The organism is Pseudoalteromonas sp. UBA2102, assembly GCF_002331165.1.
GTDB lineage: Bacteria > Pseudomonadota > Gammaproteobacteria > Enterobacterales > Alteromonadaceae > Pseudoalteromonas > Pseudoalteromonas atlantica.
Map to the genome: position 1 here is coordinate 1 of NZ_DCYU01000002.1, position 17673 is coordinate 17673.

The window sequence follows — 17673 nt, forward strand, 5'->3', positions numbered from 1 at the left end:
GACGAGCTATACATGATCATTATGGACGAATTTAAACAACGTTTAGAAGCGCGAGGCCGTGGGTAATAACATGCGTAACCTTGTTATTCGACAGGCACTTAGCAGTGATTTAAACGCATTGATTGACGTTGAAAATACTTGCTTTAATAACGATAAATTGAGCCCGCGTAGCTTAAAGCGCTGGTTAAATGCTAAGCACGGTATTTTGCTCGTTGCCGATAATGGCGAGCAAGTATGCGGCTATGGGCTGGTGTGGTGCCATAAAGGCACGCGTTTAGCGCGTTTATATTCGCTTGCTGTAAAACCCACAATGCAAGGCAAAGGCATTGCCAAAATGCTATTAGCTGCGCTTGAAAAACAAACCAGCGAGCGTGGGCGACTTTACTTACGTTTAGAAGTGGCGGTAAATAACGAAAGTGCGATAGGGCTCTACAAAAGCTTGGGTTACAGAGTGTTTGGTCAATATAGCGATTATTATGACGATCATAGTGATGCACTGCGAATGCAAAAAAATATTCGCCAAACGAGTGAGCTAAAAGTAGCGCGATTAACGCCATGGTATCAGCAAACTACCGAGTTTACCTGTGGGCCAGCGGCGTTATTAATGGCAATGGGGGCACTTGAGCCAACAACGGAGCTTAGCCAATCACATGAGCTGGCACTTTGGCGCGAAGGCACCACTATTTTTATGACATCGGGCCACGGTGGTTGCCATCCGTTTGGTTTAGCGTTGGCGGCTAATAAACGCGGCTTTAAAAGCGAGGTAATGGTAAATACCACAGAGCCGTTGTTTTTAGATGGTGTACGCAATGAAAACAAAAAAGTGGTGCTTTCAACAGTACACCAACAATTTGTAGAGGGTATAGCGCAGGCAAATATACCGCTTAGCTATAAAGATGTAGAGCTTGAGCATATTGAACAGTGGTTAAGCCAAGGCTTTAGTGTGCTGTTACTAATTAGCACATACCGGTTTGATGGTAAAAAATCACCTCATTGGGTATGTGTTACCCACCTTGATGAGCACTGCGTGTATGTTCATGACCCATTTTGCGAGCCAGGCAGTGACAAACAGCTCGCAATAGATTGCCAGTACGTGCCTATAGCGCGCAGTGATTTTAGTAAAATGTCAGCATTTGGTAGCCAACGTTTAAGAACCGCGGTGGCCATTGCTAATAATTAATAGGTTTTCGTTAAGAGTGACTTTTTTAGATTTAATTGATGTAGCGCCTTATTCGTGGGCAGCCATTGGCACCGCCGCTTTTTGCGGTGCAATAATTGGCTTAGAACGGCAATTGCGCGGTAAACCTGTGGGTATTCGTACCTCAGCGCTCATAACGCTGGGCACGTATTTGTTTTTATCAACCGCGTTTAACTTACAAGGCGATGTGATTGATCATTCGCGTGTAGTGGGGCAGATAATTACAGGTATTGGCTTTTTAGGTGCAGGGGTCATGCTTGCAAAAGACGGCGCTGTAGTAGGGGTAACCTCTGCTGCAACCATTTGGGTGCTTGCCTCAATTGGCGTAATGATAGCCACCGACAATTTAGGTGCTGCCATTAAACTTTCGGTGCTGGTGGTTGGTATTTTATACGGTGTAGATGTACTGGAGGCAAAATTTAAAAGCCTAAGCAAAGGCGTACACACTAAAGTAAAAAATTATCAAAAACGTTACTACCGAAAAGACTTTAACGACCCAGAAAGCCACTGATTTAACGCCACTAAAGTAGCGTTTTACTTTAATGAATTTATTTATTTACATGAACACTAGATTAATGAGAAACTAGCTTTTTAATGGATTAAAGGTATTAAGAATGCAAGGAATTTGTATAGATGTTTTTCCAGTTCCCGAAGATAGAAAATATTGGGTCGTTAGGGCTGGAGTAGGGGCTCACTTTTTTTCTCATTTCGTTCAAAATAATCTTGTAGCAATTGGTCATGCTGATATGCTAAATCTATCTGCATTAGAAGACACTAGCTTCCTCTCCATTGAACAAAAATCAAAAATAATTTCATCACATCAGAAGTTTCTTCTTGAAAAAGGGGAATCAAAAAGTCAGGTAGGTAATAAAAACGCTCAGATAAAACGGTTTATCACAGATATCAAAAAGAATGATATTGTCATTAGTGTAAACGATGAGCGTATTATTGCTGGCGTTATTAAGTCTGATTGTTATTTTAGTGACCAATCAATAGAATTAACAGATCTAGTGAAAGTAAAAGATGTAAAGACTTGTGATTTTTCTTTAAGATACGACGTCCACTGGGGTAGAAGCCAAAGTAGAGATAAGATTCCTTATCCTTTAGAAAGAAGTTTAAAAAATACTGGTGCTGTATTTGGAGTAAACAAAAGTGAGCATATCCAAGCTTTAAATCATTGGCTTTTCCCAATCCATTTAGTTAATGATGAAGTTAGATGTTCAGTTAATATTGCTTCAGAAAAAGCTTTAGGAAATAATGAAGTCGCCAATTTATCAATCACTTATCGACAGTTAGAGTTACTTTCTTCTTTTTTGAAGACATGTAACGGAGAGAATGATGCGTCTTTAGATAATTTTCATAATTTCTTAAATGATAACGCAAGTACTTTCAACTATGAACTGACAGTTCAACATGCGTTTATGTCTCCTGGTGTTGAGTATCTTCAGTTAAATACAAATGATTTTATAAAAAATATTTATTTTGCAGCTGCCTTTGCTGCATTATTTAATACACAGATCTCTGTTGCAGAGGAGATTAAAGCTGATATGACAGTCCCCAGTAGTAAAATAGCTAAATTAGTAGAAGCAGTAAAAATAGAAACGAAATTTAGTAATAGTAAAAGTGAATTAAATTTAAAGATAAAAAAAGCAGATAAGGCGTTACTGGAACTAGATGATGGTTTTGGTGAGGCTACGCCTTCTAATAAGCTGATTCTATAATTAATAACCGAATAATTAACTTAAAATATAACTATAAAATGTTTCTATTATGAACATGTAGGGCTGCAAGTGAACTTTTTTGATGCATTTAAAAAACCATGGCGAGATAACTGGGCAGAGACCCTTCAATTTATTGTTATAGCTTTTGGTTTAGTTGTTTCTGGTTTCTGGGCTTATCATACGTTTGATACACTTTTACAAAAAGATAGAGCTGAGGCTGAGTTAAAGAAAACGACAGCCGAGTTATCTAAAAGTAAGGCAGAGCTCGCAGATTTACAAAATAAAATTAATGGGGTTGATTCCAGCGTAATAGATATTGACTTAAAAACAACTAGCCTTCCAAATGGGAACGTAGGCTTGATAGTTAATGTAATTATTAAAAATACAGGGACCAATGATGTTCGTATGTCTTGGGTGAAATCACCTTTAAAAATTTATCTGACTAAGTATAAAGGTGATAAATTGAAAGGGGAGTCGTCGTTAAGCCCACTTCTATACTCTAGACTTCAGGATAAAAATTCTCAGAATAAAAAATATATAGAGAAGGCACATCTGCTTGTTGGAGTAAAAAAGACTTTATCTTTTTTTACTGAAATTGAAAGGTCGGGCTTATATTATTTAGCATTCGAAGCTTCTGTTGACTTATCAATAAAAAATAAATTAAAGGACTCTAAAAAATTACCTGTTTGGTTCGCCTCTTCGTATATATTTATCGAAACTAAGTAATTCATTGTGCATATTTACAAGGTGAAAATTAACCAAATAATTTTCTTCGTACTACTTTTCTGTACTCGCTTGGCGTTTGGCTAAGCACTTTTTTAAATACGCGGGTTAAATGGCCTTGGTCGTTATAGCCGACCTCAAGTGCTACCTCTTGAATCGTTAAATTAGATGAAGCTAATAACTCTTTAGCGCCTTCTACCCGTAATTGTTGCCAATATTCTATAGGGCTTTGATTAGTCGCAAGCTTAAAGCGGCGGGTAAATGTACGGTAACTCAAACTAAATTGGGCGGCTACTTCTTGTAAGTTTAACTCGCTGGCTAAATTAGTTTTAAGCCAAAACTGAATTTGCGCTATGAGTTCATCTGGATGGCGGTCAACTGCGCCTTCAAGATAGCGCTGATCTTCGTATGGTTTACGTACCTCGTGCGAAAAGTTACGCTCTACATGTTGCGCAGCGGCTTTGCCATAGTATTGGCTAATAATATGAACGATCACATCGGCAAGGGCATTTAAACTTGCCACCGTATACATGCGCTCTGACTGGGTGATAAAAAAGTCGGGCTTTAAGCGCACTAACGGGTAGTCGTGGCTAAATTGTTTGGCGTAATGCCAGTGGGTTGTTGCAGGGTGCCCATCAAGTAAGCCCGCTTCTGCAACTAGGCAATTACCCGTGCCTACACCAATTATATGACTGCCGGTTTCAAAGCTTTCTTGTAGCCATTCAACCACTTCTTTATTAGTACGTACGACCGGACGAGGGTTTCGCCAAATCCCAGGTACAATAATTAGGTCGTTGTAGGGCGCGTTGTGTGTGGTGCAGTCGGGAACTATGGCAAGCCCAGTACGGTTTTGTATTGGCTCATTATTTTTAGCAATTAAATTTATACTAAGCGGTCTAAAGTCCGTGTGGCTTAAATGGCCTTTTGCATAAGCCTCACCCGCTCTTAGCATTTCAATAGGCAGTGTTAAACTGGTAATAAGTAAATGCGGGTACACTGCTATGGCAATATTTAACGCTGGGTTTACTGATTTTTTATGCATGTGAATGCTCCGACCAGTACTTTTTGGCCTTTAATGCTGAATATTTGGCTATTAAAGCACAAAGTGTTGTGGTTAATCCAATTAAACTGTTTGCTTCTCCTATAACACGTTTTAAAGGTTAATTATGACAGCATTACCCGTAATAGTAGGCATGGGTGGTATTAACGCCGCTGGCCGTACTTCTTTTCATCAAGGTTACCGCCGTATCGTGTTAGACGCATTAAACGCACAAGCTCGTAGTGAAACATTTTTAGGCCTCGCCACATTAATGAACTTAGTACGCGTTGTTGATGGTCAATTACAAGACACAAACGGTAATAATGTTGAGCAAAGCGACATAGAAGCACGCTTTGGTGAGCAAATTATTGCTGGCACACTTATTCGTAAAATTGAAAAAGAGCACTTTGATGCAGATGCCACGCCTTGGCAGCAAAAGATGACGTTAAAGTCTTCTGATGAAAACGCAATTGTGTTTGAAACGCGCGCACGCGATTTACCAACCCCAGTGCCTGCCAGTTGGAAAGTTCAAGAGCTTGAAGGCAAAAAAGTAAAAGTGACTATAGCGGCAGAGCTAGATGTAAAATTAGATTCTACCCGTGATAACCCAATTAAATCGGCAGGTCAGTTTCCTACCGGGTTTGATCCATCAATAATGTATAACAGCCGTTACCAGCCACGTGGTTTGCAAGCCACTATATTTGCTGCAAACGATGCTATTAAGTCAACTGGTCTTGATTGGCAACGCATAATGAATAGCGTAGAGCCAGATAAAATTGGTACTTATTCAGCCTCGGTTATTGGCCAAATGGACGACAAAGGATTAGGCGGTTTAGTTAAAGCACGCCAGCAGGGCGATCGTGTTAGTACAAAGCAATTAGCACTTGGCTTAAACACGATGTCGACTGATTTTATAAACGCCTACGTTACAGGTAATGTAGGTACTACGTTTTCTACCTCGGGTGCATGTGCCACATTTTTATATAACTTACGCGCTGCAGTAAACGATATTCAAGCAGGGCGCACCCGTGTTGCGGTGGTAGCAAGTGTTGAATGCGCTATTACGCCTGAAGTAGTAGAAGGCTTTGGTAATATGAGCGCCCTTGCTAATGTTGAAGGTCTGCGCCGTTTAGATAATTTAAGCAGTGAACAAGAGCCAAATTACCGTAAAAGCAGCCGTCCATTTGGCGAAAACTGTGGTTTTACATTAGGTGAAGGCGCACAAGTGGCCATTTTAATGGACGATGCGTTAGCACTTGAACTAGGTGCAGACATTATGGGCTCAGTACCGGATGTATTTGTAAATGCCGATGGTATAAAAAAATCAATCACCTCACCGGGCCCTGGTAACTACATTACAATGGCCAAATCTGCAGCGCTTGCAACAAGTTTATTAGGTAAAGAGGCGTTACAAAAGCGCAGCTTTATTTTAGCGCATGGTTCTAGCACGCCGCAAAATAGAGTAACAGAGTCACTTATTTACCATAAAGTGGCACAAACGTTTGCCATTGATAGCTGGAAAGTGACGGCGCCAAAAGCTTATGTAGGGCATACAATTGCCCCCGCCAGTGGCGATCAGCTCGCTATTGCGCTGGGTGTATTTAGCCATAATATTATGCCGGGTATTACTACCATAGATAAAGTTGCCGACGATGTTTATGCTGAACACTTAGATATACGTAACAGCCACTACGATTGTGGCGATATGGACATAGCCTTTATAAACTCAAAAGGTTTTGGCGGTAATAACGCCACTGCTACTGTACTAAGCGCTAAAGTAACACTACAAATGCTTGCTAAACGCCATGGTGAAAAAGCGCTGAGTGATTACGCTGATAAAAACACATCCGTTGTTGCTTCGCAAAATACCTATAAAGCGCAAGCTGACCTTGGTAAGTACGAATTAGTATATCGTTTTGGTGATGGCGCCATTGACGATAACGACATTGTAATTGGCGAGGACAGCATAGAGCTTCCCGGTTTTGATAAAGCAATTTCGTTTAATACAACCAACTCCTATCAAGATATGTTTTAAGCACACATACTTGAATCCAAAGGCGCTGTTTAAAGCGCCTTTTTTTCATCTTTTCAATCAGCTAAACCTACGGTGTGTTCTGTTTTGCAATTAAAATATACTGCTGTGAATTTTTACCTAGATGTTGACAATGTTTATTGTAAATAATAGCGAATCACGCTGGTTTAGTTTTTTCTACTTACTAACAGATGTGATCATTTATATGAGTTTAAGAGGTGCTTTATAGCTCATAACCGTTAAAGCAACGATTAGATTGATGAATAAATAGTAAGTATTTTCTTGCAGTAAAAACACACTTTAATAAAAATTTAATTATATTTTTAACTCTATGATATCAAGTTTAAAAAAGATAAAATTAATAACTTATGATTAGTATTAAACAATAAAAATAATTGAAAAACACTAGCGATGTTCCATACTATTTTTAATAGATAAGCCATATCAAAACTACTCCTACAATTAAATAATTACTAATTTGGCTATGAACTTTATTTACAACCCTTTGTAAATTTAACGTACGCCTGAACAGTTAATGATTAATTTCTGCTTAGGTAAATATTCAAATTATTAATTAGTTTAGGAATAGCAATGAAATTAACCTTAAAAATTCGTCGGATAAAAGGTAAGTTTTTACTTAGCTTTTATATTTTGTTGGTTCTACCGCACATTAGTATTGCTGAAACCGTTTTATTTGATGATTACCCCCAAAATGGCACCTCTTTGTGGTCTACTTCATCCAGTGAATCAAGCTTAACGCAGATAGATGAACCAGTAGCTGATGGCGATAAAGCAATCGTAATGTCAGCCCATCATTGGACCCAATCGGGTTTGCGCATTGCACAAGTACCGCCATACGAAGATACTATCCTCGAAGCAAAAATATACCGAAAGTCAGGTAGTAAAGGGACCCTTATGTTTCGTAGGGGGGAAAACTCTTTAAAGATAAATCTAGATGATTCTAATAGCGAGTTTTGGACCATTAATGGCGAGCCAGGACATAATGACTACTCAGATGACACTTGGCATACAATTCAAATACACCTTAAACACTTTAACTTAAACGAAGGAGAGAATGTACTCGCAGTAGGTATTCAGGGCCCTTACGGTACAGGTATATTTTATATGGATTCAGTCTATTTTAAAGAGAATAAATCGATTGTAACTACTAACCCTCCGGCGCCAGGGAATTGGGTACTTACTTTTGAAGATGACTTTAACCAAAACACCCTCAACCCTGATAAGTGGAAAGTTGGCAAGCAATACTCAGGTATGAGTGGCATTGCTGCTAATGCAGGAAGTGAAAATATTAGTGTTGAAAACGGTATGCTGATGTTCAAAGCCGAACGAGAACTCTTTAGTCAAGGAGATAAAACGCGTCATTATAAAGGGGCTGAGATCAGTACTTTTGGCCAGTTTAGACAGCAATATGGATACTTCGAAGCCAAGATAAAGTATGACTCAATACATGGTACGTGGCCTGCTTTTTGGCTGTTAGCTGATAAAGGAATTTATGGGAGTGATACTTATAGACGCCAAGCTTTATTAAAATTTAGTCTTGATGATATATCAGATACGGTTGACTCAGCACTTCTAAAGCTCAAGGTCTCTAAAGCAACAAATAAAAGTAGTGTTGCAGTACATAAAACACTTTCGAGTGATTGGTCTCAGAGTACAGTAACGTGGGATACAAAGCCGAAGATTGACCCCATTTGGTTTACTCACCGTTATGGTGCTTCATCTGGTGATATTATTGAGGTTGATGTTACTGATTATATTCAAAAGCAGAAAAATGCGGGAAGTGATGCCAGCTTTGCCTTAGTCGATAACTATATGAGAAAACAGCTTTTAGAAATATTCAGTAATGAAGCAGAAAACTCAGCTGATAGGCCTGTACTTGTTGTTAATGACACAAATATAGGAATAACTGATGATGCAACAGTTCGTGGTGGTGAGTATGCTAAAGAAAACTATGGCGAGAAGCCTATTTTATTGGTTAAAGATGTGTGGGGCGATACATCAACCACTTTTGGTAGGGGTATGGAGTTCGATATTATGGAGTATTTAGGCGTGTGGGGCGGCGGTGTCAGTTGGGCTGCTCTACATTGGGATGGATACGGTAGTAAACATGCATCAGTAGAGTCAGATAAACTTTACCTTAATGAAACAGATGATGACTTTCATCTATTTGGTATGCATTGGGCCCCTAATTACGTTGGAATGTATATCGATGGTGAAAAAGTATGGGAATATGAAAGCGAGCGGATTGGCAGCTTACCCTCATATGTGATCTTATCATTACAAGTCGGTGGATGGGACGGTAATACTCGTAATATTGATGATGATTTTGTGGCCACAATGCTTGTTGATTATGTCAAAGTATGGAAAAACCAAGAGTAAAATTAGTATTAAAATTTAGGGTAACCGGCTACATAAAAATGAATACTGATTTAAACTATTTACTTAGCAACGTGTAGCAAAGGCGCTGTTTAAGGCGCCTTTTTTTATGCCTGTGTTTTTTATAAAAGCCATAATAATACCAATCCGTAATACTCAATCATTTTGCGCGGCTAAACATGTCGCTACAAGCGTTAAAATTCTCAATTAGATTAATTAAATAGCGAATTTTTTACCTAGCTACAAACACGTTTTTCCAGCCTCATAATAGCTCACTTAATAAAGCAGATTGGTATAAAGTTGATTAAAAAATGACGTGTTTTTTATGGATTAACTTGCATTTATGGAGTACCTTTGTTTTTATAATAGAAACATAATCTAGGATGGATATATCGATGAAAAAACTTTTACTAGCACTTTCTCTCGCTTCAACCTTTACTCACTTATCAGTATCAGCAGATGATTTTGTAGCTGCTGAAATTATTAATAAAAACTACGACCAGCTTACTAATACCTCGCCGCGTGCATCGAGGTTAGAAGGGATTAATTTAAGTAGCTACGTGGTTGATGAAAACGGCCAGGTGAGTGATATCGAAATTGTGGCTTCGCTTGGTCAAAAAAAATATCAACGAGAAGCTCTCGATTATGTTTCTAAGCTTAATTATAAAAGTGCACAGATAAATGGCAGTGCCGTGCCAACGGCGAAAACTATTACGGTAAGCTCGCAAAATGTACATGCTAGTTTTTCTAACGATCAGGCATCCCCGGCGTTTTTTGACGATTATGAGAAAGCCAGCCAGCTTATTGATGATAAAAAGTACGATGAAGCTAAAACGTATATTACTGAGCTTGAAAACGAACACACTAAAAACACAGTCGAAATAGTTTTACTGGCTTGGCTTAAAAGCCAACATAGCTACTTTGTGCAAGATTGGAAAAGCTTTGATAAGTCAATTTATGAAGCCTTTTTGTTTAGAGATAACTTACCGGATCAAATAAAAAAACGCGTTATTAAAAATGCCTTACAATGGTTTATTTCAAAACAAGACTACGTACGTGCTTACGATGCAATTGATGCATTAGGTGATATTGAATCAATAACGTTTAGCGAGGAAAATAGAGCGCAATTACTTGCACAAGTGAATGACATTTATAAAAACTCTGGCGCTATAAATCAACAAATAACGCTTGAGTCTGAAAAAGCGGTTTTACCTTTACTTTCTAAAGGTACGGTTGAACTTAGTGCGAGTAAACCGTTATCTAAAGTACAACTTCGCTGTGAAAACAAAGTCGTTAATTATAATACCAACGAGATTGATAAAATATTAATTTCAAAAAATGATATTCGTTGTGGGCTATTAATTAAAAGTGCACAGGCGCAAACGGTTACTTTAAAACAAACTGGTGAAAGCTTTTTATAAAGTATTTTATTGGTAATAAGCATTTAAATAAAAACCCCACAATATTATGTGGGGTTTTTGTTATATATATTTAGCAATTAGAGTGTGCTTATTATTGCGCTTCCAGCCTAAATAGCGTTTTGCAAGTAAAGTGGTTAAGCCTATAACCACAGCTATAAATAACAAAGTTGCGCCATAACTCATACCGTACCCCGGTGGAAGGCCTACTAATGTGTCACCGTATGTCATGTCGCTAAAACTAAGTCCTAAAACAGGGATAAGCAACCAAGCGACAGCGTGCAATAAATACAAATGTGCAAGGTATGAGAACATACTGGTTTTACCAAGCACTTGTAAAAAGTTGCGAGAAAAGTCGGCTTTAACATGGCTTAAAAGTTTAAGCGCAATTAGCCCAAGGCCCACGGTTAGCAACATAAATTGTAATGACAGTGGGTATTTTGTCGGGTTTAAAAACGACATAACAGTATTAATAGTATTGGTATGAATAGTAAATACTGAAGTGTCGCCGTATAAATTAAAACCGCGCAGCACAGTGTATAAAGCAAGGCAGCTTGCACCTAATATAGCTGCATAATTCATCACCTGAGCTTTGTACTGGTGTTTTTTATAATATACCCCCGCGCAGTAGGCTAAAGCCATTAAACCTACAATGGGCGCAACTGGGTAAGTTGTTCTCATTTTTAAGCCCAAAGGTAGTTCAAGTACATTTTTTTGATGTGCAATAGACCAAAGTGTATGTGCGAACGTATTTGGCTCAAAGCTTACGCCATCAAATAGATTATGGCCAAACACCAACAATAAAGCACTTATTAGCACTGCATAAGTGCCTAATAAACGTAATAAGCCTAATATGACAAATCCCCAGCCTATCGCCCAAATGACCTGTGCGTATAACATTGGAAAAGCGGGGTTAAAGCTCCATGACCACGAAACAATGGTAAATTCAAAAATGATTAGCACCAAACCACGGACAATTAAATTGTAAGAAAATGCCTTAGTTGAAGCGTATTTATGCTCGGTAACAGCTGCTGAAAGGCCTGCTAAAAAAACAAATAAAGGGGCGCAAAAGTGCGAAATAAAGCGGGTGAAAAAAGTAATAGGGCTGGTACCCGGAACCGCCATAGGATCGGTTACTGAGTAATTAAGACAATAATACATACCATGGTCAATCACCATAAATATAATGATAATGCCACGCAATAAATCAATATGATGTAACCGAGGGGCTGTAGAGTGAGACGACATCATTAAGCTCAAATACGTTGAATAAATTTGCCGATATTATATGTTATATAGTATCGTCATGCGAGCTTGAGCGCTTTCAAGCGCCTTGATTTATTACATTAATTTAGGTTGCAGTAGTTACTCACAATTTATCTTCTTTTTAGTAATTTCATAATGGTACACCTTAGCATTACTTAAACTTTTTAATGTACCTCAGTGTTATAAAATTAATGATAGCTAATAAAATAGCAATTTCGTAACGGCTGTAGGCAACCGCTATACCAATTAAACCCATATTCCATATGCTTGCTGCTGTTGCGGTACCCGATGTAGATTTATTATTTTTTAAAATTGCACCACCGCCAATAAAGCCTATGCCGGTAATAATCCCTTGTAGCATTTTAGATTGCGCTTCTGCACCTTCTAGCACTGACATAGCAATTACCGCATAGCCGCATGAGGCAACTGCCACAAGCGGAAAAGTCCTTAACCCTGCACCATGGTGGCTTCGTTCCCTGTCGTAAGCCATAGGCAGGGCGAGTATGTAGGCAATGCCAAGGTGTACTAAATTATCGATGATTTCGTTCCACTGTAAATCAATTTCCATAATGGTCTCTATTGGTTAAAGGTGTAAACTAATAGCAACCTACAGGCCAGCTTATTTTATTGCTTAAAATCAATGTGTTAAATTTAAATGTGAGAGGCGTTAATTGATTAATTGGTAACATTTACATAGTTAATTTACGCTTTTACAGATAAACCCTGCCTATGCGTTTAATTAATTAAGCAAAGTGCGTATTATTTTATTATTAAACATTAATAAACAGTATTTCACTTGCCTTTACATACAACCAAGCTTGAAAAAATAGCGTTATTACTTTGTCTTACTCTTTGTGCTATTGCTTTTTTGGCGCCTCAATTACTTATTAATCATTTGCAACCGCTTATAAATAACGCTTTAAGTTTTTTAGGTGCGCCGTTTTTTTTGTTAGTAAATTTTTTATTACTTGCAGTTATCGTTATTGCCATAAGCCCGCTTGGGAGGCGAAAAGTAGGCGGTGACAATGCCCGTATTGAATTTGGCTTATTTGGCTGGCTTTCTATGCTTTTTGCCGCAGGGATGGGGTCGGGCTTAATTTTTTGGGGAGTTGCAGAACCTGCGTTGAATGTAGTTAACTCTCCTTTAAAACATACACTTTACCCTGACAAAGTAAGTAGTGCTTTAGCGCTGACGTTGGTTAACTGGGGGGCGCATGCGTGGGCTCTTTATGCTGTATTTGGGCTTGTGTTAGGTGGCTTAACAAAAAACAGTCATTGCAGTGGTGATATTAGCGCACCGGTAATCAGTGCGTTAAAAGGCGCTATAAATATAAAATACCAAAACAGGCTTACCTTTATTGTTAAATTAGTGGCCGTGCTTGCCATTTTTTTTGGTGTGGTTGGGACAATTGCAAACTCTACGTTATTGCTACGCAAGGGAATTGAAATAAATTTAGGGATAGAGTCAGCGCTTGTATCTGGTTTTATCATAATCAGCTTAATTGTATTGCTGTATACAATATCGGCCAAGCTTGGGCTTAAAAAAGGTATTCAAACGCTGAGTAAGTTTAATGTTTGGCTAGCTTTTTTACTTTTATTGTGGCTGCTTTTGTTAATGCCCATACAGCCTATAATGGCTATTGCCATTGAGGGCACAAGGGATTACCTACGGCTTATTTTTACAGGGGCATGGCAATTACAAAGTCAACTTAATAACCCCGAGTGGGCAAATGGCTGGACCTACAATTATTATTTTTGGTGGTTAGCGTGGGGACCTTTTGTTGGCGTGTTTTTAGCTAAAATTAGCCAAGGCCGACCAGTGTGGCAATATATATTGGGCGTAGTTTTGCTACCTACGCTTGTGACTATTGTGTGGTTTAGTGTGTTTTCGGGCTCAGCTATCGCATGGGATAAAACCTACCATGCCGGTATTTTAGATGCCATTAAAGCCGACTATACCCAAGGGCTATTTATATTTTTTCAGCAGTTAGGCTGGCAAGGCGCCGTACTTATTTGGTCAAGCTTGTTATTGTTGCTTATTTTTGTGGTTACCTCAGCCGATTCGGCCATATTAGTAATACGTGATTTAACAAATAGCAAAAAGGCAAAAGCATGGAGTATTTATGGTTGGTCACTCGCGCTTGGGCTTTGTGCCTTTATATTACTGGTACAAAATAATGAGCCACTAAACAGAACCATTGCTATTATTGGCGCTTTACCGTTTTTAGTTATTTTTATTTTACAGCTGGTGGGCTTTATAAAAGAGTGTATAAGTGAATTTAAGTATTAGGGCTTAAACCCATTTTATTAATAAAAGGATGACGCACTGTATTAAATTGTACGCTTAGGCCGTTCAAAATTAAGTATATAGAACAGGTATACATATTTTTACAATACTATTTTTAAAGATGTTTATAATTTAGGTAATATTTTTGATCAGGATGAGTCATGAGAGCGCTAACTTTATGTTTATGTGTTATTTACCTAAGTGGCTGCACAGTCGCTGGTGTTATAATTGATGGACAGGCACAGTCAAATGCACGCGCCAATAAATATAGTAATAGCCCAGCTCGCTCTGAGCCTTATAAAAATCCACTCGAACCTCTACCGAAAGACAAAAACGGGTTTAGTTTTACCGATATAGGGTTAAAAATAGATTCATTGCTGATCAATTTAGTAAAAGGTGAGGGCAATACGGTACAAGTGTGTAGGCAAGTGAGTAAAGTATTGAAAGAGTGTGTAGAAGTAGATAAATCTGATCTACACACTAATGAGATTACGCAGTTAAAAACTGACTATGAAATGATAAGTGTTGGTCAATAAAGCTGCTTATAAAAAAGTAACTATGATCGTAGCCAGCTTGCATTTCAATGCTAAGCGGGTAACCTTTATTTTTAGCAACAGCCGCTAAATTTTGTGGCTTAAGTTGCTCCTCTAAAAACCCATCGGCTTCGCCCTGCGTAACAAGCATAGGGAGAAAATCAGCCTGCTGCGCTTTTTTCATCAATTCGCACGAATCGTATTGAGCCCAGAGCTCTTTGTCAGTGCCTAAGTAACCCGTAAATGCTTTCACGCCCCATGGGCAGTCAATTGGGTTAACAATAGGGCTAAAGGCCGAAGCGCTAACAAACGCTTTAGGGTTTTTAAGTGCCACCATTAAAGCGCCGTGCCCGCCCATAGAGTGACCACTAATTGCTTTAGTACTGGTTACTGGGAAGTGTTGTTCAATAAGCATAGGCAGTTCATCAACTACATAGTCATACATATTAAAATGTGTATTGAACGGTGCTTGTGTTGCGTTTACGTAAAATCCTGCGCCTTGTCCAAAGTCGTAGTTGTCGTCATCAGGGACATTATCACCACGAGGGCTTGTATCAGGCGCTACAATTGCAATACCCAGCTCAGCCGCTTTTTTAAATGCGCCGGCTTTTTGCATAAAGTTTTCGTCTGTACAGGTTAAACCCGATAGCCAATAAAGTACTGGCACTTTATTTGTTTCGCTTGCGCCAGGTGGTAAAAATACCGCAAAACGCATTGTGCAATGGGTACTTGTTGCAGTGTGGGTATATTGTTTGTGCCATCCACCTGCTACTTTTGTACTTGAGATATTTTCTAACATAAAAATCCTTAAAAGCCGCAAACAATTAAGTATTACGACTTTTTAATACATAGGTTACCAATAGCGTATTAGTAGTGAATTACTGTACGAATACTTTTACCTTCGTGCATTAAATCAAACGCATCGTTAATTTCTTCAAGGCTCATGGTATGCGTAATAAAGTCGTTAAGAGCAAATTCGCCTGCCATGTAACGCTCAACAATTTCAGGTAACTGTGAACGGCCTTTAACGCCACCAAATGCGCTTCCACGCCATACACGGCCAGTTACTAGTTGGAAAGGACGGGTTGAAATTTCTTGGCCAGCACCAGCTACACCAATAATTACCGACTCACCCCAACCTTTATGACAACACTCAAGTGCTGAGCGCATTACATCAACGTTACCAATACACTCAAACGAGTAATCAACACCGCCATCGGTCATATCAACAATCACTTCTTGAATTGGCTTGTCGAAATCTTTAGGGTTTACTAAATCTGTTGCGCCAAGTTTTGTTGCAAGGTCAAATTTGCTGGTATTAATATCAACACCAATAATGCGACCCGCGCCTGCCATTTTTGCACCAATAATGGCCGATAAACCAATGCCACCTAAGCCAAAAATAGCCACGGTATCGCCTGGTTTTACGTTTGCAGTGTTTGTTACTGCGCCCATACCTGTGGTTACGCCACAGCCTAATAAACAAATTTCTTCAAGCGACGCTTCTTTGTTTACTTTTGCGAGTGAAATTTCTGGAAGTACTGTGTACTCAGAAAAAGTAGACGTACCCATGTAGTGATAAATTGGTTGGCCGTCTTTAAAAAAGCGTGTAGTGCCATCTGGCATTAGGCCTTTACCTTGTGTTTCGCGCACTGCTGAACACAGGTTAGTTTTGCCTGAAGTACACATTTTACATACGCCACATTCAGCGGTGTAAAGTGGAATAACGTGATCGCCTACTTCAACACTGGTTACGCCTTCGCCCACTGCATACACAACGCCTGCACCTTCGTGGCCTAAAATTGCTGGGAAAATACCTTCAGGATCTTCACCTGATAAAGTAAATGCATCAGTGTGACAAACACCAGTAGCGGTAATTTTTACCATTACTTCGCCTTTTTTAGGCATCATCACATCAACTTCTTCAACGCTTAGAGGTTGGTTTGGACCCCACGCAATAGCTGCTTTTGATTTTATAAATTCAGACATGTGTTTATCCTTTGTAGTGGTTTTAAATAACAATTGTAGACCCAATTTGTTTGGGTGATGGCTCTATTGTATTTGTTTCTCAAATAATGATAATCTCTGATTTATTAAAACACTTTTACAGTATGGTAATAATGGCGCGTTGGGATGGCATAGACGAATTTATAGCAGTGGGTGAAGAGGGTAGTTTTACAGCAGCGGCTAATGTACTGGGGTTGTCGGTTGCCCATATAAGTCGCCATGTAACGGCGCTGGAGCAGCGTTTAAATACCCAGTTACTCACCCGTACAACCCGCAAAGTGGTATTAACTAAAGAAGGTGAAGCCTTTTTACATCAAACTAAGCAACTACAACACGCTATGGACGATGCCACGCAAAGCTTAGCAACGCAGCAAACAACGCCTAAAGGTAAAATTAAATTAACAGCACCAGTTATGTATGGTGAAACTTTTATTATGCCCATTGTGCACAATTTCATGCACGCTCATCCTGAGGTCGAAGTTATTGCTACGCTTTCTAACGAGCAAGAAAATTTACTCGAAGGCGGGTTTGATTTAGCCATTCGGTTAGGGCATTTAAAAGATTCAAGCCACAGAGCACGGCGTTTAAGTGCTAGGCGCTTTATAATGTGTGCCTCCCCAGATTATTTATCCCGAGTAGGTGAGCCTCATACCCTAGGCGAGCTAAACCAACATCAATGTTTAATTGGTAATAGCAGTTACTGGCGAGTAAACGAAAATGGCCGCGATAAACACATTAAAATTGCGGGTCGCTTGCGCTGTAATAGTGGTTGGGCATTGGTTGATGGTGCAAAAAAAGGCTTAGGAATAGTGCAGCTGCCAAATTATTACATTGAAAATGAGCTACGAACGGGCGAGCTTGTGCCAGTATTAACTTCTTATCAGCCGGATCAAGAAGGCGTGTGGGGAATTTACCCACCGCGTCAGTTTGTTGCCACCAACGTAAGAGTATTACTTGATTATTTAGTGGCTGGGCTTGAATAAAGCGCGCTTAAAATATAGCCAAGTATAAGATTTATAAATTATTTCTTACATTTATGGTCATATTCAATT

General features: G+C 39.1%; 15 protein-coding genes. 10 read left to right on the top strand and 5 right to left on the bottom strand.

All coding sequences use genetic code 11. The annotated features are described in order from the left end of the window. Nucleotides 1–70 precede the first annotated feature (70 nt). The 4 genes from B2R65_RS00190 (at nucleotide 71) to B2R65_RS00205 (ending at nucleotide 3645) form a co-directional block, all read left to right on the top strand. A complete protein-coding gene (locus tag B2R65_RS00190) occupies nucleotides 71–1180 on the top strand; it encodes a GNAT family N-acetyltransferase/peptidase C39 family protein (RefSeq protein ID WP_154944381.1) in 1110 nt (369 codons plus the stop codon). A gap of 16 nt (nucleotides 1181–1196) precedes the next feature. Beyond that, nucleotides 1197–1709 (top strand): MgtC/SapB family protein, encoded by a 513-nt coding sequence (locus B2R65_RS00195; RefSeq protein ID WP_029774420.1) that lies wholly within the window; start codon nucleotides 1197–1199, stop codon nucleotides 1707–1709. A gap of 103 nt (nucleotides 1710–1812) precedes the next feature. Further along, a complete protein-coding gene (locus B2R65_RS00200) occupies nucleotides 1813–2919 on the top strand; it encodes a hypothetical protein (protein WP_154944383.1) in 1107 nt (368 codons plus the stop codon). A 69-nt stretch (nucleotides 2920–2988) separates the two neighbouring features. Beyond that, a complete protein-coding gene (locus B2R65_RS00205; RefSeq protein WP_154944385.1) occupies nucleotides 2989–3645 on the top strand; it encodes a hypothetical protein in 657 nt (218 codons plus the stop codon). Between the two features lie 28 nt (nucleotides 3646–3673). Here the strand turns inward: B2R65_RS00205 and B2R65_RS00210 are convergent, their stop codons facing one another. Continuing rightward, a complete protein-coding gene (locus tag B2R65_RS00210; RefSeq protein WP_054982430.1) occupies nucleotides 3674–4684 on the bottom strand; it encodes a GlxA family transcriptional regulator in 1011 nt (336 codons plus the stop codon). Nucleotides 4685–4808: 124 nt separating this feature from the next. On the opposite strand from B2R65_RS00210, the gene B2R65_RS00215 reads away from it, so the two are divergent. The 3 genes from B2R65_RS00215 to B2R65_RS00225 all read left to right on the top strand — a co-directional run bounded on the left by B2R65_RS00215 (nucleotide 4809) and on the right by B2R65_RS00225 (nucleotide 10531). Beyond that, nucleotides 4809–6716, top strand: a complete 1908-nt coding sequence (locus tag B2R65_RS00215) for a beta-ketoacyl synthase (protein WP_154944387.1) — start codon at nucleotides 4809–4811, stop codon at nucleotides 6714–6716. A gap of 588 nt (nucleotides 6717–7304) precedes the next feature. Further along, a complete protein-coding gene (locus B2R65_RS00220) occupies nucleotides 7305–9113 on the top strand; it encodes a CBM96 family carbohydrate-binding protein (protein WP_286739938.1) in 1809 nt (602 codons plus the stop codon). Nucleotides 9114–9505: 392 nt separating this feature from the next. Continuing rightward, the gene (locus B2R65_RS00225) at nucleotides 9506–10531 is read left to right on the top strand and encodes an energy transducer TonB (protein WP_138578158.1); all 1026 of its coding nucleotides are present in this window, start codon (nucleotides 9506–9508) and stop codon (nucleotides 10529–10531) included. A 60-nt stretch (nucleotides 10532–10591) separates the two neighbouring features. Here B2R65_RS00225 and B2R65_RS00230 read toward each other — a convergent pair whose 3' ends face one another. Together B2R65_RS00230 and B2R65_RS00235 are read right to left on the bottom strand one after the other, a co-directional pair. Continuing rightward, nucleotides 10592–11776 carry an acetyltransferase domain-containing protein gene (locus tag B2R65_RS00230; RefSeq protein ID WP_286740002.1) on the bottom strand — a complete coding sequence of 395 codons (1185 nt, stop codon included), beginning with the start codon at nucleotides 11774–11776 and terminating at the stop codon, nucleotides 10592–10594. Nucleotides 11777–11945: 169 nt separating this feature from the next. After that, entirely contained in the window at nucleotides 11946–12362 is a 417-nt protein-coding gene (locus tag B2R65_RS00235) for an MgtC/SapB family protein (protein WP_004587826.1), read from the bottom strand. 228 nt (nucleotides 12363–12590) lie between these two features. On the opposite strand from B2R65_RS00235, the gene B2R65_RS00240 reads away from it, so the two are divergent. Then, nucleotides 12591–14084 (top strand): BCCT family transporter, encoded by a 1494-nt coding sequence (locus B2R65_RS00240; RefSeq protein WP_154944391.1) that lies wholly within the window; start codon nucleotides 12591–12593, stop codon nucleotides 14082–14084. A gap of 158 nt (nucleotides 14085–14242) precedes the next feature. After that, nucleotides 14243–14617 carry a hypothetical protein gene (locus tag B2R65_RS00245; protein WP_054982436.1) on the top strand — a complete coding sequence of 125 codons (375 nt, stop codon included), beginning with the start codon at nucleotides 14243–14245 and terminating at the stop codon, nucleotides 14615–14617. On the opposite strand, the gene fghA is transcribed toward B2R65_RS00245, so the two are convergent. After that, on the bottom strand, nucleotides 14571–15413 hold the full coding sequence (gene fghA, locus B2R65_RS00250; protein ID WP_055253436.1) for an S-formylglutathione hydrolase: 843 nt from the start codon (nucleotides 15411–15413) through the stop codon (nucleotides 14571–14573). The genes B2R65_RS00245 and fghA overlap by 47 nt on opposite strands. Before the next feature lie 68 nt (nucleotides 15414–15481). Then, the gene (locus B2R65_RS00255; protein ID WP_004587830.1) at nucleotides 15482–16603 is read right to left on the bottom strand and encodes an S-(hydroxymethyl)glutathione dehydrogenase/class III alcohol dehydrogenase; all 1122 of its coding nucleotides are present in this window, start codon (nucleotides 16601–16603) and stop codon (nucleotides 15482–15484) included. Nucleotides 16604–16734: 131 nt separating this feature from the next. On the opposite strand from B2R65_RS00255, the gene B2R65_RS00260 reads away from it, so the two are divergent. After that, nucleotides 16735–17604 (top strand): LysR family transcriptional regulator, encoded by an 870-nt coding sequence (locus B2R65_RS00260; RefSeq protein ID WP_029774426.1) that lies wholly within the window; start codon nucleotides 16735–16737, stop codon nucleotides 17602–17604. Nucleotides 17605–17673: the final 69 nt, after the last annotated feature.